Here is a 15,259-nt window from a genome sequence, read left to right on the forward strand (position 1 = left end):
GCGCCTCACCGAGAGCGTGCGGCAGCCAGCTCCGACACGACGGCGTGGGCGGCCTTGCCGTCGCCGTAGACGGGGCGCTGAGCGGCCGTCGGCGCGGGGCGCGCGGCCAGGTCTGTCAGCTCGGTGAGGTCGTCGGCCAGCACGTTCCAGCCGTCGTCAAGCGTTTCCACCCACTCGGTCTCGCCGCGCAGGGTGGTGCACGGGCGGCCCAGCAGATAGGCCTCCTTCTGCAGGCCGCCGGAGTCGGTGACGACGCCGGCCGAGTGCAGCACCGCGGCCACCATGCCCGGGTAGGGCAGCGGCTCGGCGGTGTGCAGGGAGCTGCCCGGGCGGGCCAGCTCGATGCCGAACTCGTGGCAGCGGGCGACGAGACGGGGGTGCGCCAGCAGCAACACCTTGGTCGGCAGTGCCGCAAGCCCATTGATGATCGCGCGCAACCGGTCCGGCCGGTCCGTGTTCTCCGCCCGGTGGATGGTGGAGACGACGTAGCCGCCGGGCTCGAGCCCGGCCGGCAACGCCGGCGGGGTGTCGCGGACCGCGTCGCGGACCCGGAAGCACACGTCGGTCATGACGTCGCCGACCAGCACCGACCGGGCCGCGAGGCCCTCGGTGCGCAGGTGGTCCATGGCCACCTGCGTCGGTGCCAGCAGCAGGTCGGCGGCGTGATCGGTGAGAACCCGGTTGTGCTCCTCCGGCATCGCCCGGTTGAACGAGCGCAGCCCCGCCTCCAGGTGCGCCACCGGCAGGTGCATCTTCACCGCGGACAGGGCACCTGCCAGGGTGGAGTTCGTGTCGCCGTAGACGAGCACCCAGTCCGGCCGGTGCTCGTCGAGGACCGCGTCCAGGACGGAGAGCATCGACCCGGTCTGTACCCCGTGGCTGCCGGAACCAACCCCCAGATGGACGTCGGGGTCCGGGATCTTCAGGTCGGCGAAGAAGACGTCGGACATGTTGGTGTCGTAGTGCTGCCCCGTGTGCACGATCACGTGGTCGTACGCGGAACCGGCGAACGCCTCGGCGACGGGAGCGAGCTTCACGAACTGCGGGCGCGCTCCAACGATGCTGAGCACCTTCATGTGGATCGGCCGTCCTCGTTGCTGGTCTGCGGTCGTCAGAGCCGGAGCGTGAGCGGGCACGCGCCGACGCGGGGTAGCCTATACGGCGCCCATCTCATCATCGTCATCACGAGGTCCAGCAGTGAGAATCGCCGTCGTCGCGCTCGGCAAGATCGGGCTCCCGCTCGCCGTCCAGTTCGCCGGCAAGGGTCATGAGGTCGTCGGTGTCGACGTCAATCAGACCATCGTCGACCTCGTCAACCAGGGCCGTGAGCCGTTCCCCGGTGAGGCGGAGCTGGACACCCGGCTGGCCGAGGTGGTCGGTGACGGCCGGCTGCGCGCCACGGCCGACTACGCCGACGCCATCCCCGGTGCCGACGCAGTCGTCGTCGTGGTGCCGCTGTTCGTCGACGACGAGACCTGGCAGCCCGACTTCGGCTGGATGGAGTCCGCGACCCGCACGCTGGCCTCGCACCTGACACCGGGCACGCTCGTGTCCTACGAGACGACGCTGCCGGTGGGCACCACCCGCACCCGGTGGAAGCCGCTGATCGAAGAGATCTCCGGCCTCACCGAGGGCGACGACTTCCACCTCGTGTTCTCGCCGGAGCGGGTGCTCACCGGCCGGGTCTTCGCCGACCTGCGCAAGTACCCCAAGCTCATCGGCGGGCTGTCCGCCGACGGCGCCAAGCAGGCTCGTGCCTTCTACGAGGCGGTGCTCGACTTCGACGACCGGCCCGACCTCGAGCGCGGCAACGGCGTATGGGACCTCGGCAGTGCCGAAGCCGCGGAGATGGCGAAGCTCGCCGAGACCACCTACCGCGACGTGAACATCGGCCTGGCCAACCAGTTCGGCCGGTTCGCCGCCGCCCACGGCATCGACGTCTACCAGGTCATCGAGGCCTCGAACTCGCAGCCGTACAGCCACATTCACCGGCCCGGCATCGCGGTCGGCGGCCACTGCATCCCCGTCTACCCGAGGCTGTACCTGTGGACCGACCCGGACGCCACCGTCGTGCGGGCCGCCCGTGAGGCCAACGCCGGCATGCCGGCCTACACCGTCGGGCTGGTCGAGGCCGCGTACGGCGACCTCACCGGTGCCCGGGTGGTGGTGCTCGGCGCCTCCTACCGGGGGAAGGTGAAGGAGACGGCGTTCTCCGGCGTCTTCCCCGCCGTGCAGGCGCTGCGCGACAAGGGCGCCCAGGTGCTGGTGCACGACCCCATGTACAGCGACGACGAGCTCACCGCGCTGGGCTTCACGCCCTACACGCTGGGTGAGCCGGCCGACGCGGCGGTCGTCCAGGCCGATCACCCCGAGTACGGCGAGCTCGGCTCCGACGACCTGCCCGGCGTCCGGGTGCTCGTCGACGGGCGCGATGTCACCGACGCGGCGCGCTGGAACGGCGTCACCCGCGTCGTGGTCGGACGGGCGGCGACGTCCGAGTGACCCAGCAACTCCCGCAGCCCAACGGCGACGTGCACGTGGTGATGCTCGTCGCCAACGACGTGTCGAACGACAGCCGCGTCAAGAAGGAAGCTCTCGCTGTCGCCGAGACCGGCGCCCGCGTCACCGTCATCGGGGCCGCCTCCGACGGCCGGCGCTCGATCGAGCCGCTCGGCAAGGCGCTGATCCTGCGCATCCCGGTGGCGTTCCGGCTGCGCGACGAGCGCAACCGGGGCCGCCGTCGCCGGCGCACCTGGCGCCCGCCGCTGCTGGGCTATCGCGACCGGGCGGCGCGGCAGGCCCGGAAGCTGGAGATCCGCGGCCGGCTCGACGACATCAAGGCCGACTCCGGGTTCGCCGTCGCGGCTCGCAAGTCCGGCGCGGTCTCGCCGCTGGCCTACCGGGCCGGGACCCTGGGACGCGGGCTGCGCGCCGCGCGGTGGAAGCTCGCCCGCCGCGGGGTCTGGGTCCGCTCCGGTGTCGGCAGCCGCGTCGACTCCGTGTTCCAGTCCGGCTGGCGGGCCTGGGACGGCGCCGCGGCGCGGATGTCGTGGCCGGCTCGCTGGCGGCACGTGCATCCGGAGACCTACGACTACGAGGTCGCCTTCGGCGACCTCATCGACCAGCTCGCGCCGGACATCGTGCACGCGCACGACATGCACGTCGTCGGCGTGGCGGCCCGTGCGGCCGGCCGGGCCAAGCTCCGCGGCCGCGACCTCAAGGTCGTCTACGACGCCCACGAGTACGTCCCCGGCCTGTCCCGTTACGGCCCCCGCACCCCGCGGTTCATCGCCGCCTGGGCCCGGCACGAGCGCGAGTACATCGGCCACGCCGACCACGTCGTCACCGTCAGCCCGGCCATCGCCCGCAAGCTGCAGGACCGCCACGGACTCGACCACGAGCCGTCGGTCATCATCAACACCCCGGTCATGGCCGCCGCCGACACCGAGGTCATCGACCTGCGGTCCCGGCTGCGGCTGGGCCCCGACGTGCCGCTGATGGTCTACAGCGGCGGGGTCACCCGGGCCCGAGGGGTCGAGACCGCCGTGCAGGCGCTGGTGCACCTCCCCGACGTCCACCTCGCGGTGGTGTCGGTGCCGCATGTCGCCATCGCACCGGTGAACGAGCTGAAGGACCTGGCCGCGGAGCTGGGCGTGCAGGCGCGGGTGCACTATGTGAACCCGGTGGAGCCGGACGAGGTCGTGGCGTTCCTGAGCTCCGCCGACGTCGGGCTCATCCCCATCCTGCGCTATCCCAGCCACGAGATGGCGCTGCCGAACAAGGTCTTCGAGTACGTCTTCGCCGGCCTCCCGGTCGTGGTCAGTGACATGCCGAGCCTCACCGAGTTCGTCGGCTCCACCGGCATCGGCGAGGTGTTCCGGGTCGAGGACGCCGCCGACCTCGCCGCCAAGGTGCGCACGGTGCTCGACGACCCCGCTCCCTACCTGGCGCGGGTCACGGATCCGGACTTCCGCCGCGAGGTCTCCTGGGAGGGCCAGGCCGACAAGCTGCGTGAGCTGTACGGCCAGCTGCTGGGTCGGCCGCTGGAGATCCCGGCCGCCGGCGCGGGCACGGAGTGGGTCGCACCCACGGCCGAGCAGCCGCGGCTGCTGATCGGCCCGTCCAACAGCGCCGGCCAGGCCTGGCAGTGGGCCACCGCCGTCGAGCGGTATCTGCCGCAGGTCCGGGCCGAGTCGCTCATGGCCGACACCGGCGAGTTCAACTTCCGGGCGCACCGGGCGGTTCCGTCCGACCAGTTCCGCACCGACGCCGCGTGGATGGTCGACTTCGCCAGCTACGTACTGCGCAACGTCACCCACGTCCTGTTCGAGGCGGCCCGCCCGCTCCTCGGCCAGGCCCGCGGCCAGCTGTTCAACAGCGACCTGCCCACCTTCGAGCCGGCCGGCATCACGACCGGGCTCATCTTCCACGGCTCGGAGATCCGCGACCCGAAGCTGCACCGCGAGTGGTACCGCTACTCGCCGTTCGCCGACCCGTACGACGAGCTCACCGGCAGGCTGCAGCGTGCCTGCCAGACCGTGCACAACGCCATCCGCGACTACGAGGGCCCGCGGTTCGTCACCACACCCGATCTGCTCGACTTCGTCGAGAACGGCATCTGGCTGCCGGTGGTCGTGGCCGTCGACGAGCTGCGCACCGACCGCCCCGTCCTGGAGCGCGAGCGTCCGATCGTGGTACACGCTCCGTCGCGCAGTGCGCTGAAGGGCTCGGCGTTCGTTGACCCGGTGCTGCAGGATCTGCACGATCGTGGGCTGGTCGAGTACCGGCGTCTCGAGGGTCTTCCGCACAGTGAGCTGATGGCCATCATCCAGGACTCCGACATCGTCATCGACCAGCTGCTGCTGGGCTCGTATGGGGTGGCTGCGTGCGAGGCGATGGCAGCCGGGCGGGTGACCGTCGGCCATGTCGCCGACCAGGTCCGCAGTGCTATCCCCGCGGACCTTCCGCTGGTCGAGGCCACGCCGGACGACCTCCGCACCGTCATCGAGCGCATCGTGACGGAGCGGGACGAGGCCATCAAGTCCGCGGCCGCCGGGGTCGACTACGTCCAGCGGTTCCATGACGGACGCGAGTCGGCTCGGGTGCTCCGCGGGTTCCTCGGCATCGAGGACTGATCGGTTTCATCCGCAAGCATTCGGCCCATTGTGGTTGCGGTGTCAATTGTGACCAGTGAGACTGTTGTTACTACTGGGAAAATTGGCATCACCACGGGGGTCGGGGATGACGACGCTTCGCGCGGTGCTGGCCGGCGCGCTCGTCGCGCTGGGCCTCGCGCTGCCCACAGGACCGGACGCCGAGGCAGCGAGTGTCACGCCGTCGCCGGCGGATCATCGGCAGGAACTGCAGACGGTGCGGCTGCCCACGATGGCCAACGTCGGGGGACTGGGCAGCATGCCGCCCACACCGAACGGGCAGGCCGCTGATCCCAGCCTGGGGGGCATCCCCGTGGTCTACACACCCGAGTACGACGTCAGCCCGTTCCAGCTGGCCGCCGTCACCTGGACCGGCGCAGCGCCGGTCACGGCGTGGGTGCGGGTGCGCACCGACGGCGAGTGGTCACAGTGGTACGAGCTGCCTGCCGACTCCGACCACCAGCCCGATCCCGGGTCGCCCGAGGCTGCTGGCGCACGGAACGGCACCGATCCGCTGCTGGTCCCGGAGTCCGACGGCGTCCAGGTGCGGGCGGAGTCCACCGTGCGGCCGGGTGCGCGGCAGCTCGGTGACCTGCGCCTCGAACTCGTCGACCCGGCCGCGGAACCGAGCGGCGCGCCGATGGAGCCACAGGCCGAGGCGGTGCCGCTGGAGCCGGCGCAGGCCCACGGGGTGCGGGTGGCGACACCGCAGCCGTCGATCTACCGGCGCTCGCAATGGGGTGCCGACGAGTCGATGCGCGCGGACCCGCCGACGTTCGGCGACGTCAACGGGGCATTCGTGCACCACACGGTCAGCGCGACCCAGTACGCGGCCGCGGACGTGCCGAACATGATCCGGTCGATCTACGTCTACCACGTGCGGTCCCGCGGCTGGAACGACATCGGCTACAACTTCGTCATCGACCGCTTCGGTCGCATCTGGGAGGGCCGGTACGGCGGCATCAACCGGGCGGTCACCGGGGCGCACACGGCCGGCTACAACGACGACGCCTTCGCGGCCTCCGCCCTGGGCACCTACAGCGACACCCCGCCGACGGCGCCGATGCTGCGCGCCTACGAGAACCTGTTCGCGTGGAAGTTCAGCATCCACGGCGTCGACCCGCGGTACGCCGTGAACTACGACGGCGAACGGTGGCCGGCCATCGCCGGACACCGTGACGCCGCCGCCACGGCCTGCCCCGGCGACGCACTGTACGCACGGCTGGGCACCATCCGGGCCGGGACCATCACGGCCATGAGCCTGTCACCGAGCCGCGACACCAACCGCAACGGCCGCGTGGACCTCATGGCCACGCGGTCCAACGGTTCGCTGATCGCCGCCGACCTGGCCGGCGGCAACGTCACCGGGATGCGAGCCCTCGGAACCGGCTGGGACGCCGTCGTGTCCGTCGCGCTGCCCGGCGACTGGAACGGCGACCGGCGGGACGACATGATCGGGCGCCTTCGCGACGGCAGCCTGAAGCTCTGGCCGGGTGCCGGGAACGGCACCTTCGGCCGCGCCGTGCGCATCGGCTCCGGCTGGAACATCATGAGCCTGGTCACCGCGCCGGGCGACTGGGACCGCGACGGGCATCCCGATCTCATCTCCCGGCGGACGTCCGACGGCACGCTGTGGCTGTCCCGCGGCAACGCCCAGGGCCGCATCGTCGAGCAGCGGCAGATCGGCACCGGCTGGGGCGCCACAACCGCGCTGGTCGGTGTGGGTGACTGGGACGGCGACAACGTCGGCGACCTCGTCGCTCGCCGCACCGACGGCACCCTGTGGCTGTACCCCGGCGCGGGCTCCGGCGCGTTCGGCACGCCGCGGCGCATCGGCACCGGCTGGAACGGCTACCAGATCGCCGGCGTCGGCGACGCCACCGGCGACGGCCGCGCCGACATCGTCGCCCGCAGCACGGTCGGCACGCTGGTGCTCTACCCCGGCGACGGGTCCGGCGGCTTCGGCAGAGCCCGAACCATAGGCTCCGGCTGGGGCGGCTACAACCGAGTGTTCTGAAGTCCGGGCTGCCCCGGACGGCTGCACGGAGTCTGCGGGTGCACGACGGGATCGGATCGTTCTCAGTCCGATCCCCGTCCTGCCAGTCCGGCAACCACCCGCCGGGTCAGCAGGCCCTGGCCGAGACCGATCTCCACGAGGTCGTCGAAGATCTGTTGATCCCGCCGGGCGGCGCGCATGCCGGCGGTGAGCACGGTCGGGATGGCGGCCAGGCGCGCCGTCGCGGCCGTGTGCCGCAGGTGCCGGGCGAGGAGGGCTCGGACGGCGCTTCGGTAGCGCGCACCCGCGGATTCCGGACGGCCGGTCGCGACGGCATCCGCGGCGGCCCGGCCGGCCAGGACGCCGGTCGCGACGGCGTAGTAGATGCCCTCGCCGGTCATCGGGTTGACCAGTCCGGCGGCGTCCCCGGCCAGCAGTACCGGGCCGTCGGGCTGGGCCCACCGCCACGATGACAGCGGTAGGTGGTGTCCGCGCCAGCCGGTTCCAGCGGTCGTGGTGCCGGGCAGCAGTGCTTCCAGCCGTGCCAGCAGCTCGGCCCGCGACGTGCCGCCGGCGGACAACTCGCCGTACCCGACGTTGGCCAGGCCGTCGCCGCGGTCGAAGGCCCACGCGTACGCCTGCGATCGGTCGCCGTCATAGACGATGACCTGCCGGCCGCGGTGTTCGGCGGCGGTGGGCGTGTAGCCGCGCAACGCGATCGCCCGGCGCCGCGACGGCGTCAGGCCCACCGCCGCCCGCGCGAGGGAGTTGGCGCCGTCGGCCCCAATCACCACGGGCGCGAGGACGTCGTCGTCGACGAGCACGCCGTCGCCGGAGGGCCGCACGCGCCGCACCCGGTGCACGCGCAACACGGCGCCGCGGCCGATGGCGGCGGCAACCAGCCGCTGGTCGAAGACGGTGCGCGGCACGACCCAGGTGGGCCGGCGCAATGGCCGCGACACCCGCGACTCGCGATACGAGAGCTCGAGCCGGTGCACGGGCGTCCAGTCGTCGAGCAACCCGGTCAGCCCCACACCCGCCAGTACGTCGAGGACGTGCGGAGCGATGCCGTCGCCGCAGGGCTTGTCGCGCGGGAAGCCGGCGCGGTCGAGCAGCAGCACCCGCAGCCCGGGCCGCGCGGACAGCGCGCCGAGCGCCGCCGCCGTCCCCGCCGGTCCGGCACCGACCACGACCAGGTCCCAGGTCTCGTTCATGTCCGCAGCCTTACCCCGGCAGCACCAGCATCACGACGTCGCCGACGACGATCGCGAGGACGGCGCGGGACGGGATCGCCCCGCATGCTCAGTGGCGTCCGTTCGGGCTTCCGACGGCGAGCGGAACGACTGGTCGACTGCTCTTCATGCGCAGAACACCGTTCCGACGACGGCTCGTGCCCGTGGAGCCCTAGCGTCCCCCTGAACCTCAGTAGCTCCCGCCGAGACGAGGACGCGAGATGACCGAGCAGGAACAGCAGGAGAACGTCGCACCGCACGCCGACTGGGGCCGGCGGGATTTCGTCCGGATGGGCGGGCTGGGGACGGCGGCGCTCGCCCTCGGCGCCACTGGCATCGTCGCAGGTGCGGCGCCCGCCGCGGCCGATGACGACGATCGTCCGTTGCGTTTCCGCGCCGACGGAACGTTCAAGATCGTCCAGTTCAACGACACGCAGGACGACGAGCGGATCGACCGGCGCACGATCGAGCTGATGGAGAAGGTCCTCGACACCGAGCAGCCGGACCTGGTGATCCACAACGGCGACAACATCACCGGGGGTTGTGAGAACGCCGAGGAGATGAAGCAGGCGATGAACAACGTCGTCCAGCCGATGGAGCAGCGCGGGGTCCCGTGGGCCATCACATACGGCAACCACGACGAGGACTCCACCCCGGACAGCGGGATGGACGAGGAGGACATGCTCGCCTTCTACCGCTCCTACCGGTTCAACGTGAACCAGCCGAGCCCGCGCGGCGTCACTGGCAGCGGCAACATGAACCTGCTGATCCGGGGTGCGCGCGGCCAGCGCCCGGTGTTCAACCTGTTCCTCCTCGACAGCGGCCGCTACGCACCGGAGACGATCGCCGGGCAGGACTTCGCCGGCTACCCGACCTGGGACTGGCTGCGCATGAATCAGGTGCACTGGTACACCGAGACGTCCGAGCTGGTGGAGAAGCGGGCCGGCCGGAAGGTACCGGCGCTGATGTTCATCCACATCCCGCTCTGGGAGTACCGCTTCATGTGGTTCGCCAGCGTGGACAGCCGCACCGACGCCGACCACGAGCGGGCCGTCGCCAAGCACGGCATCGTGGGCGAGCGCAACGAGGACGAGTGCCCCGGCCCGTTCAACAGCGGCATGTTCTCGGCGATCCTCGACCGCGGCGACGTCAAGGGTGTCTTCTGCGGGCACGACCACGTCAACACCTATGTGGGCAACTACTACGGGGTGATGCTGGGCTACTCGGGCAACACCGGCTTCGGCACCTACGGGCTGAGCGGCGCCGAGCGGAACCGGCTGCGTGGTGCGCGCGTGTTCAACGTGACCGAGCGGGACGGCGAGGTGGACATCGAGACTCACATGGTGTTCGCGGGCGAGCTCGGCATCGACCTGACCGCGGACGACCAGAGCATCGACCCGCTCCCGTTCCCCAGCCGGACGTGACGCCGCTCAGCGGGCGGCGGCGATGTCGACGAACGGGTCCAGCGCGGCCGGGTTGCGCAGGGCTTCGCGGCTCACCGCCGTCGACGGGTCCGCGCCGGCGAGGATCTTCTTCACCGGCACTTCGCACTTCTTGCCGGTGAGAGTGCGCGGGACGTCGGCGACGAGGACGAAGCGGTCCGGCACGTGCCGCGGTGACAGCTCGCCGCGCAGAGCCCGCCGCAGCTCCGGCTCCACCCCGTCGAGCGTGACACCGTCGGCGAGCACCAGAAAGCACAGGAGCTCGCCACCGGCGCCACCGGCGCCGCTGCCGCCACTGCCGCCGGACGTGTCGATGACCAGGGAATCGAGCACGGCCGGATGGGCCTCGACGACCCGGTAGAACTCCGCGGTGCCCATGCGCACCCCGCCGCGGTTGAGAGTGGAGTCACTGCGCCCGTGGATGACCGCCGATCCGCGGGTGGTGATCGTGATCCAGTCTCCGTGCCGCCACACGCCGGGGAAGTCGTCGAAGTACGCAGAGCGCAGCCGTGAGCCGTCGGGGTCGTTCCAGAACGCGACCGGCATGGACGGCATCGGCCGGGTCAGCACCAGCTCGCCGACCTCGCCGACGACGGGATGGCCCGACTCGTCGTAGGCGGCCACCGCCGCGCCGAGTGCCGGACGGGACAGCTCGCCCAGCCAGACCGGGACGTCCGGCGACGGCCCGACGAACCCGGTGCACAGGTCGGTGCCGCCGGAGAAGCTGGCCACCTGGGTCGACGGGGGAAGGTTGCGGCCCAGCCACCGGAACCCGTCGACCGACAGCGGTGCGCCGGTGGACCCGACCACGCGCAGCGACTCCAGTGCCGACGGGTCGAGCTCCAGCCCGTCCTTGAGGCAGGCCTGCACGAACGGCGCCGACGTGCCGAACACCGTCAGCCGCTCCTCCTCGGCCAGCCGCCACAGCGCGTCCAGTGACGGATGTGCCGGGCTGCCGTCGTACAGGACGACGGTGGAGCCGGTGAGCAGCCCGCCGACGAGGAAGTTCCACATCATCCAGCCGGTGGTGGTGAACCAGAACAACCGATCACCCGGCCGGGCGTCGAAGTGCAGCGCCAGCGCCTTCAGGTGCTCCAGGACGATGCCGCCGTGGCCGTGCACGATGCCCTTGGGCAGGCCGGTGGTGCCGGAGGAGTAGAGCACCCACAGTGGATGGTCGAACGGCACCGGCTCGAACGCGGGCGCGGCACCGTCATGACGGGTGAGCAGGTCGTCCCACTCCAGCGCGTCGGGGATGCCGGCGCCGGCAAACGGGATGGCCACCGTGGCCCGCAGGGTGGGCAGGTGGGCCCGCAGCGCCTCGACCGTGGGGCGGACGTCGTGGGTGCGGCCGTTGTAGACGTACCCGTCGCAGGCCACCAGCACGGTGGGCTCGATCTGCGCGAACCGGTCGGCGGCCGCACGCACGCCGAAGTCGGGAGAGCAGGACGACCAGACCGCGCCGAGGCTGGCCGTGGCGAGGAAGGCCACCAGCGTCTGCGGCGCGTTGGGCACCAGCCCGGCGACCCGGTCGCCGCGGCCCACGCCCACGGCCGCGAGCCCCGAACGGACCGCGGCCACCTGACGGCGCAGCTCGCCGTACGACAGCTCCTCGCGCCGGCCGTCCTCGCGCCGGAACACCACGGCGACGTCGTCCTCGCCGCGGCCTTCGCCCGGCCGCAACGCGTGCTCGGCGTAGTTGAGGGTGGCGCCGGGGAACCAGCGGGCACCGGGCATGACGGCGTCGGGTAGCGCCTCGGTCGGCTCGGCGTGGAAGCTGACCCCGAAGTGGCGGGCTATCGCCGACCAGAACGCACCGGGCCGCTCGACCGACCAGCGCCATAGCTCGTCGTAGTCGGCGGCATCGACGATGCGTTCGGTCCGCAGCCAGGTGCGGAAGGCGGTCATCCGGCTGGCGGCCACTCGATCAGGGTCGGGCCGCCACACGACTTCGGCGTCGTCAGTCATGCCGCACAACCTAACGCGCCGCTCCGCCCGGCAGGGAGGGTCCAGGCGGGCGATGGCCGACGACAGCCCCGCTGAGCACCAGTATGTTAATATGCTTTTATGCGCACAACGGTGGATCTACCCGATGACCTTCTCCGTGCTGCCAAGGCGCGCGCAGCCGAGCGCGGGGAAAGTCTCAAGGACATGTTCACGCGTTTGCTCTCCCGCGAGATCAGAACCCCCGGTGGTCAGCTCGACGGTGGCACCGTTTCGCTCCCTCTCATCGGCAGCGCCGACGGGCCGAGCGTTGCCGTGACGAACGCCGACATCGAAACCGCCCTCGCCGCGGAGGACGCCGAAAGGTACGGACGCTGAATGTACCTATTGGACGTCGGCGTCTGGCTCGCCGCGGTCTGGGCCAGGCATGTCCATCATCCTGCCGTCAAGGCGTGGTTCGATCGACAATCGCAGCCACTCGTCCTCTGCCGCGTCACCCAGATGAGCCTGCTTCGTCTTCTGTCCAATCCAGCGGTCCTCGGCGCCGACGTCGTCAGCCGTAGCGCCGCGTGGGGGGTCATCGACGCCCTTCAGGCCGACAAGCGCGTGACTTGGGCCGACGAGCCTGGGCACATCGAACCCATCTGGCGGACCATGTCAGCCCGCGTCGACAACAGCCACAAGCTGTGGACCGATGACTACCTGGCGGCGTTCGCTCAAGCCGGACACCTCACGCTAGCCACTCTCGATGGTGCCCTCGTCAAGCGTCACCCATCGGTCCGAGTAGAACCGCTGATCTGAGACGGGGTCCGTAGCTCCCGCACGGCACCGGCCAGCGCGTCGTACAACACGTCCTGTGCCGCCGGCGCGAGCAGGCCCGGCAGGCCGAAGTACAGCGGCGCCTCCACGGCCTCGTAGCCGCCCTCGGCCAGTTGCCGCGCGGTGACCAGGTAGCCGGTCATGCCGTTGGTGTAACCGAGGGGGAGCACGGCCCCGCCGGACAGCACCTTCACCCGCCGGCCGTACGCGCCGACCGGCTCGCCGGACAGCCCGGCCAGCCCGAGGTCGTCGGTCAGCCGCAGCGTCGACACCCGCAGCACGGCGGTGTCGGTGATCCGGTGCGGCTCGGCGAGAAGCAGCCGCGCCCACTCGCCGCGGACGCCGTCGTCGGCGGACCAGCGGGTCAGGTCGGATCGTCGCGGCGGGCCGGAGAGCGGCAGGTCCACCTTCCGGGCGCTGGTGGCAAGCCGTGGCGGACCGGCCGGGACCCGTAGACCGTGCAGCGCCCGGCCGACGGCGGCGGCGAGCTCACCGCCGAACCGCTCGGCGGCGGCCTGGTCGGAGTCACCGGGCTTGGGGTCGATGTCCCCGCAGCACCCCTGGGCGAACACGGCGACGGTGCCGGGGTGCTCGCGCTCGAGAAGGTCCATCGCGGCGCCGGGGAAGTCGGGGGAGACCTCGTTGTCGCGGTGCACGACCGGGTGGCAGGTGTAGTGCACGAGCAGCGCGACCGTGTCGTCGGCGTCGTCGGCGCAGACGAACCGGACCACGCTGACCTCGGGGTCCACCGATGAACGCGGCACCGTCGTCGGCGAGCGGCGGGCGCGGCGGTCGTCCGCGAGGTCGGCCCGGTCGGCGCACCGCTCGACCCGGACCGGCCGCACGGCCGCGAGCGCCCGCCCGACACCGTCGACGGCGGTCTCGACGACCTGGTCGGCGAAGACCGGGTCGAACTCGCCGATGGACGGCGCGAAGCCCCTGGACGGCTGGGGCGCGGAATGCGTGTGGGTGGCGTGCAGGAGCACCGACCGCGGCGACAGGCCGTAGCGGCGCTCCAGCTCACGATGCACCCGGTCGGTGAGGTCGAAACCCCACCACAGCACGTCCGCCGCGACGAACACGGCCCGTTCGTCGCCGGCGGCGAAGGCCAGGGTGCGCAGCCGCAGCGGCGCCGCCGTCCGCGTCGCGGCATCCAGACCGGCGCGGAAGGCGAACCCGGCCAGCCGGACCGGCCGGCCGGGGGTGATGTCGGCGCGGTCGACTCCGAGCCGGAGGGCGGACATGGCCGTCAGGTCACATGTGCTCGACGGTGTCGCCCAACGGCGTGATGCCGCGGGTGTCGAACACGCGGGCGGCCGTCTTGGCGATCAGGTTGCCGTCGTACTCGCTGTGCGGCTGCAGCACGACGGTCAGGTCGGCGCTGGCCAGCGCCGACTCCAGGTCCGGCACGCTCTCCAGGGTGCTGCCGTCGACCTTCCAGTTCGGGACCTTGGGGTCGTGGAAGACGACGTTGGCGCCCAGCGACACCAGCCGCTTGGCCAGCGGCACCGCCGGCGACTCACGCTGGTCGGCGATGTCGGGCTTGTAGGTGACGCCGAGCAGCAGGATCGTCGAGCCGTTCACGGCCTTGCCGTCGGTGTTGAGGATGTTCTGGATGCGCTGGGTGACGTACGCCGGCATGGTGGCGTTGATCTCCTGCGCCAGCTCGACGAAGCGGAACGGGTAGCCCAGCCGCACCCGCACGTTGTGGCTCAGGTAGTTCGGGTCGATCGGGATGCAGTGGCCGCCGACACCGGGGCCGGGGTAGAAGGCCTGGAAGCCGAACGGCTTCGTCGAGGCCAACCGGATGACGTCCCACAGGTCGATGCCGAGCTCGTGGCAGAACCGCGCCATCTCGTTGACCAGCGCGATGTTGACGTGCCGGTAGGTGTTCTCCAGCAGCTTCGCGGTCTCGGCCTCACGCGTGCCCTTGGCCTCGACGACGGTGTCGACGAAGCGGCGGTAGAACGCCGCGGCGCGCTCGGTGCACGAGGGCGACTGCCCGCCGACCACCTTGGGGGTGTTGCGCATGCCGAACTTCGGGTTGCCCGGGTCGATGCGCTCGGGGGAGAAGGCGAGGTGGAAGTCGGTGCCGGCGGTGAGGCCGGAGGCCTCCTCCAGCATCGGCCGGACGACCTCGTCGGTGGTGCCCGGGTAGGTGGTGGACTCCAGGATCACCAGCGTGCCGGCGCGCACGTGCCGCGCGACCGTGGCCACCGCGGCCTTCACGGCGGTGAGGTCCGGGCCACCGTCGTCGGACAGCGGCGTGGGGACGCAGATGACGATGGTGTCGGCGCCGTCGAGGTCGTTCTCGTCCGCGGTCGCGCGGAACCCGGCCTCGACCATGGTCGCGACATCGCCGTCGGAGAGATCGTCGACGTGCGACCGGCCGGCGTTCAGGCCGTCCACCACCGGGGCGCTGACGTCGAAGCCCAGCACTCCCAAACCGGACCTGCTGGCCTCTTGTGCCAGCGGCAGCCCTACATAACCCAGCCCAACCACCGCAACATCTGTCGACACTGCTTCGTCCCGTCCATTGGTGTCATGTTGTCGCCCGGGGCGGTCGCTCTGCGCGTCCCGCCGCGTCGGTGCCTCAGGCCGCGCCCACGACCTCGATGTCCACACCTGGCCGCACGATGTTACAGCAGGTGACGCTCAGCCGAAATCCGCGAC

The 15,259-nt window shown here is 71.5% G+C and carries 11 protein-coding genes; 6 read left to right on the forward strand and 5 right to left on the reverse strand.

Features of this window, described 5'->3' with window-relative positions; genetic code table 11:
• Positions 1–5: 5 nt before the first annotated feature.
• Positions 6–1,076 (reverse strand): non-hydrolyzing UDP-N-acetylglucosamine 2-epimerase, encoded by a 1,071-nt coding sequence (gene wecB / locus JIAGA_RS0114670; protein WP_026876250.1) that lies wholly within the window; start codon positions 1,074–1,076, stop codon positions 6–8.
• A 121-nt stretch (positions 1,077–1,197) separates the two neighbouring features.
• Here wecB and JIAGA_RS0114675 point away from each other — a divergent pair, with 121 nt between their 5' ends.
• The 3 genes from JIAGA_RS0114675 (at position 1,198) to JIAGA_RS33165 (ending at position 7,170) form a co-directional block, all read left to right on the forward strand.
• The gene (locus JIAGA_RS0114675) at positions 1,198–2,502 is read left to right on the forward strand and encodes a nucleotide sugar dehydrogenase (RefSeq protein ID WP_026876251.1); all 1,305 of its coding nucleotides are present in this window, start codon (positions 1,198–1,200) and stop codon (positions 2,500–2,502) included.
• Positions 2,499–5,135 carry a glycosyltransferase family 4 protein gene (locus JIAGA_RS0114680; protein ID WP_051426100.1) on the forward strand — a complete coding sequence of 879 codons (2,637 nt, stop codon included), beginning with the start codon at positions 2,499–2,501 and terminating at the stop codon, positions 5,133–5,135. The genes JIAGA_RS0114675 and JIAGA_RS0114680 overlap by 4 nt, the downstream gene beginning before the upstream one ends.
• Positions 5,136–5,241: 106 nt before the next feature.
• Entirely contained in the window at positions 5,242–7,170 is a 1,929-nt protein-coding gene (locus JIAGA_RS33165) for an FG-GAP-like repeat-containing protein (protein WP_084469687.1), read from the forward strand.
• 62 nt (positions 7,171–7,232) lie between these two features.
• On the opposite strand, the gene JIAGA_RS0114690 is transcribed toward JIAGA_RS33165, so the two are convergent.
• Complete coding sequence (locus JIAGA_RS0114690) at positions 7,233–8,363, reverse strand: geranylgeranyl reductase family protein (RefSeq protein WP_026876253.1); 1,131 nt, start codon at positions 8,361–8,363, stop codon at positions 7,233–7,235.
• A 239-nt stretch (positions 8,364–8,602) separates the two neighbouring features.
• On the opposite strand from JIAGA_RS0114690, the gene JIAGA_RS0114695 reads away from it, so the two are divergent.
• Complete coding sequence (locus JIAGA_RS0114695) at positions 8,603–9,805, forward strand: metallophosphoesterase family protein (protein ID WP_026876254.1); 1,203 nt, start codon at positions 8,603–8,605, stop codon at positions 9,803–9,805.
• A 6-nt stretch (positions 9,806–9,811) separates the two neighbouring features.
• Here JIAGA_RS0114695 and JIAGA_RS0114700 read toward each other — a convergent pair whose 3' ends face one another.
• Entirely contained in the window at positions 9,812–11,791 is a 1,980-nt protein-coding gene (locus JIAGA_RS0114700; RefSeq protein WP_026876255.1) for an acetoacetate--CoA ligase, read from the reverse strand.
• A gap of 99 nt (positions 11,792–11,890) precedes the next feature.
• Here JIAGA_RS0114700 and JIAGA_RS33860 point away from each other — a divergent pair, with 99 nt between their 5' ends.
• Positions 11,891–12,145, forward strand: a complete 255-nt coding sequence (locus JIAGA_RS33860; RefSeq protein WP_084469688.1) for a hypothetical protein — start codon at positions 11,891–11,893, stop codon at positions 12,143–12,145.
• Positions 12,146–12,568, forward strand: a complete 423-nt coding sequence (locus JIAGA_RS29875) for a TA system VapC family ribonuclease toxin (protein WP_051426102.1) — start codon at positions 12,146–12,148, stop codon at positions 12,566–12,568.
• Here the strand turns inward: JIAGA_RS29875 and JIAGA_RS0114715 are convergent.
• Both JIAGA_RS0114715 and JIAGA_RS0114720 read right to left on the reverse strand, forming a co-directional pair.
• Positions 12,535–13,830: a neutral/alkaline non-lysosomal ceramidase N-terminal domain-containing protein gene (locus JIAGA_RS0114715; protein WP_026876257.1), complete on the reverse strand. Its 1,296-nt coding sequence runs from the start codon at positions 13,828–13,830 to the stop codon at positions 12,535–12,537. The genes JIAGA_RS29875 and JIAGA_RS0114715 overlap by 34 nt on opposite strands.
• A 10-nt stretch (positions 13,831–13,840) precedes the next feature.
• Positions 13,841–15,106, reverse strand: coding sequence for a nucleotide sugar dehydrogenase (locus JIAGA_RS0114720; RefSeq protein ID WP_026876258.1), 1,266 nt, complete (start codon positions 15,104–15,106; stop codon positions 13,841–13,843).
• Between the last annotated feature and the right edge of the window lie 153 nt (positions 15,107–15,259).

This window comes from Jiangella gansuensis DSM 44835, from assembly GCF_000515395.1.
GTDB lineage: Bacteria > Actinomycetota > Actinomycetes > Jiangellales > Jiangellaceae > Jiangella > Jiangella gansuensis.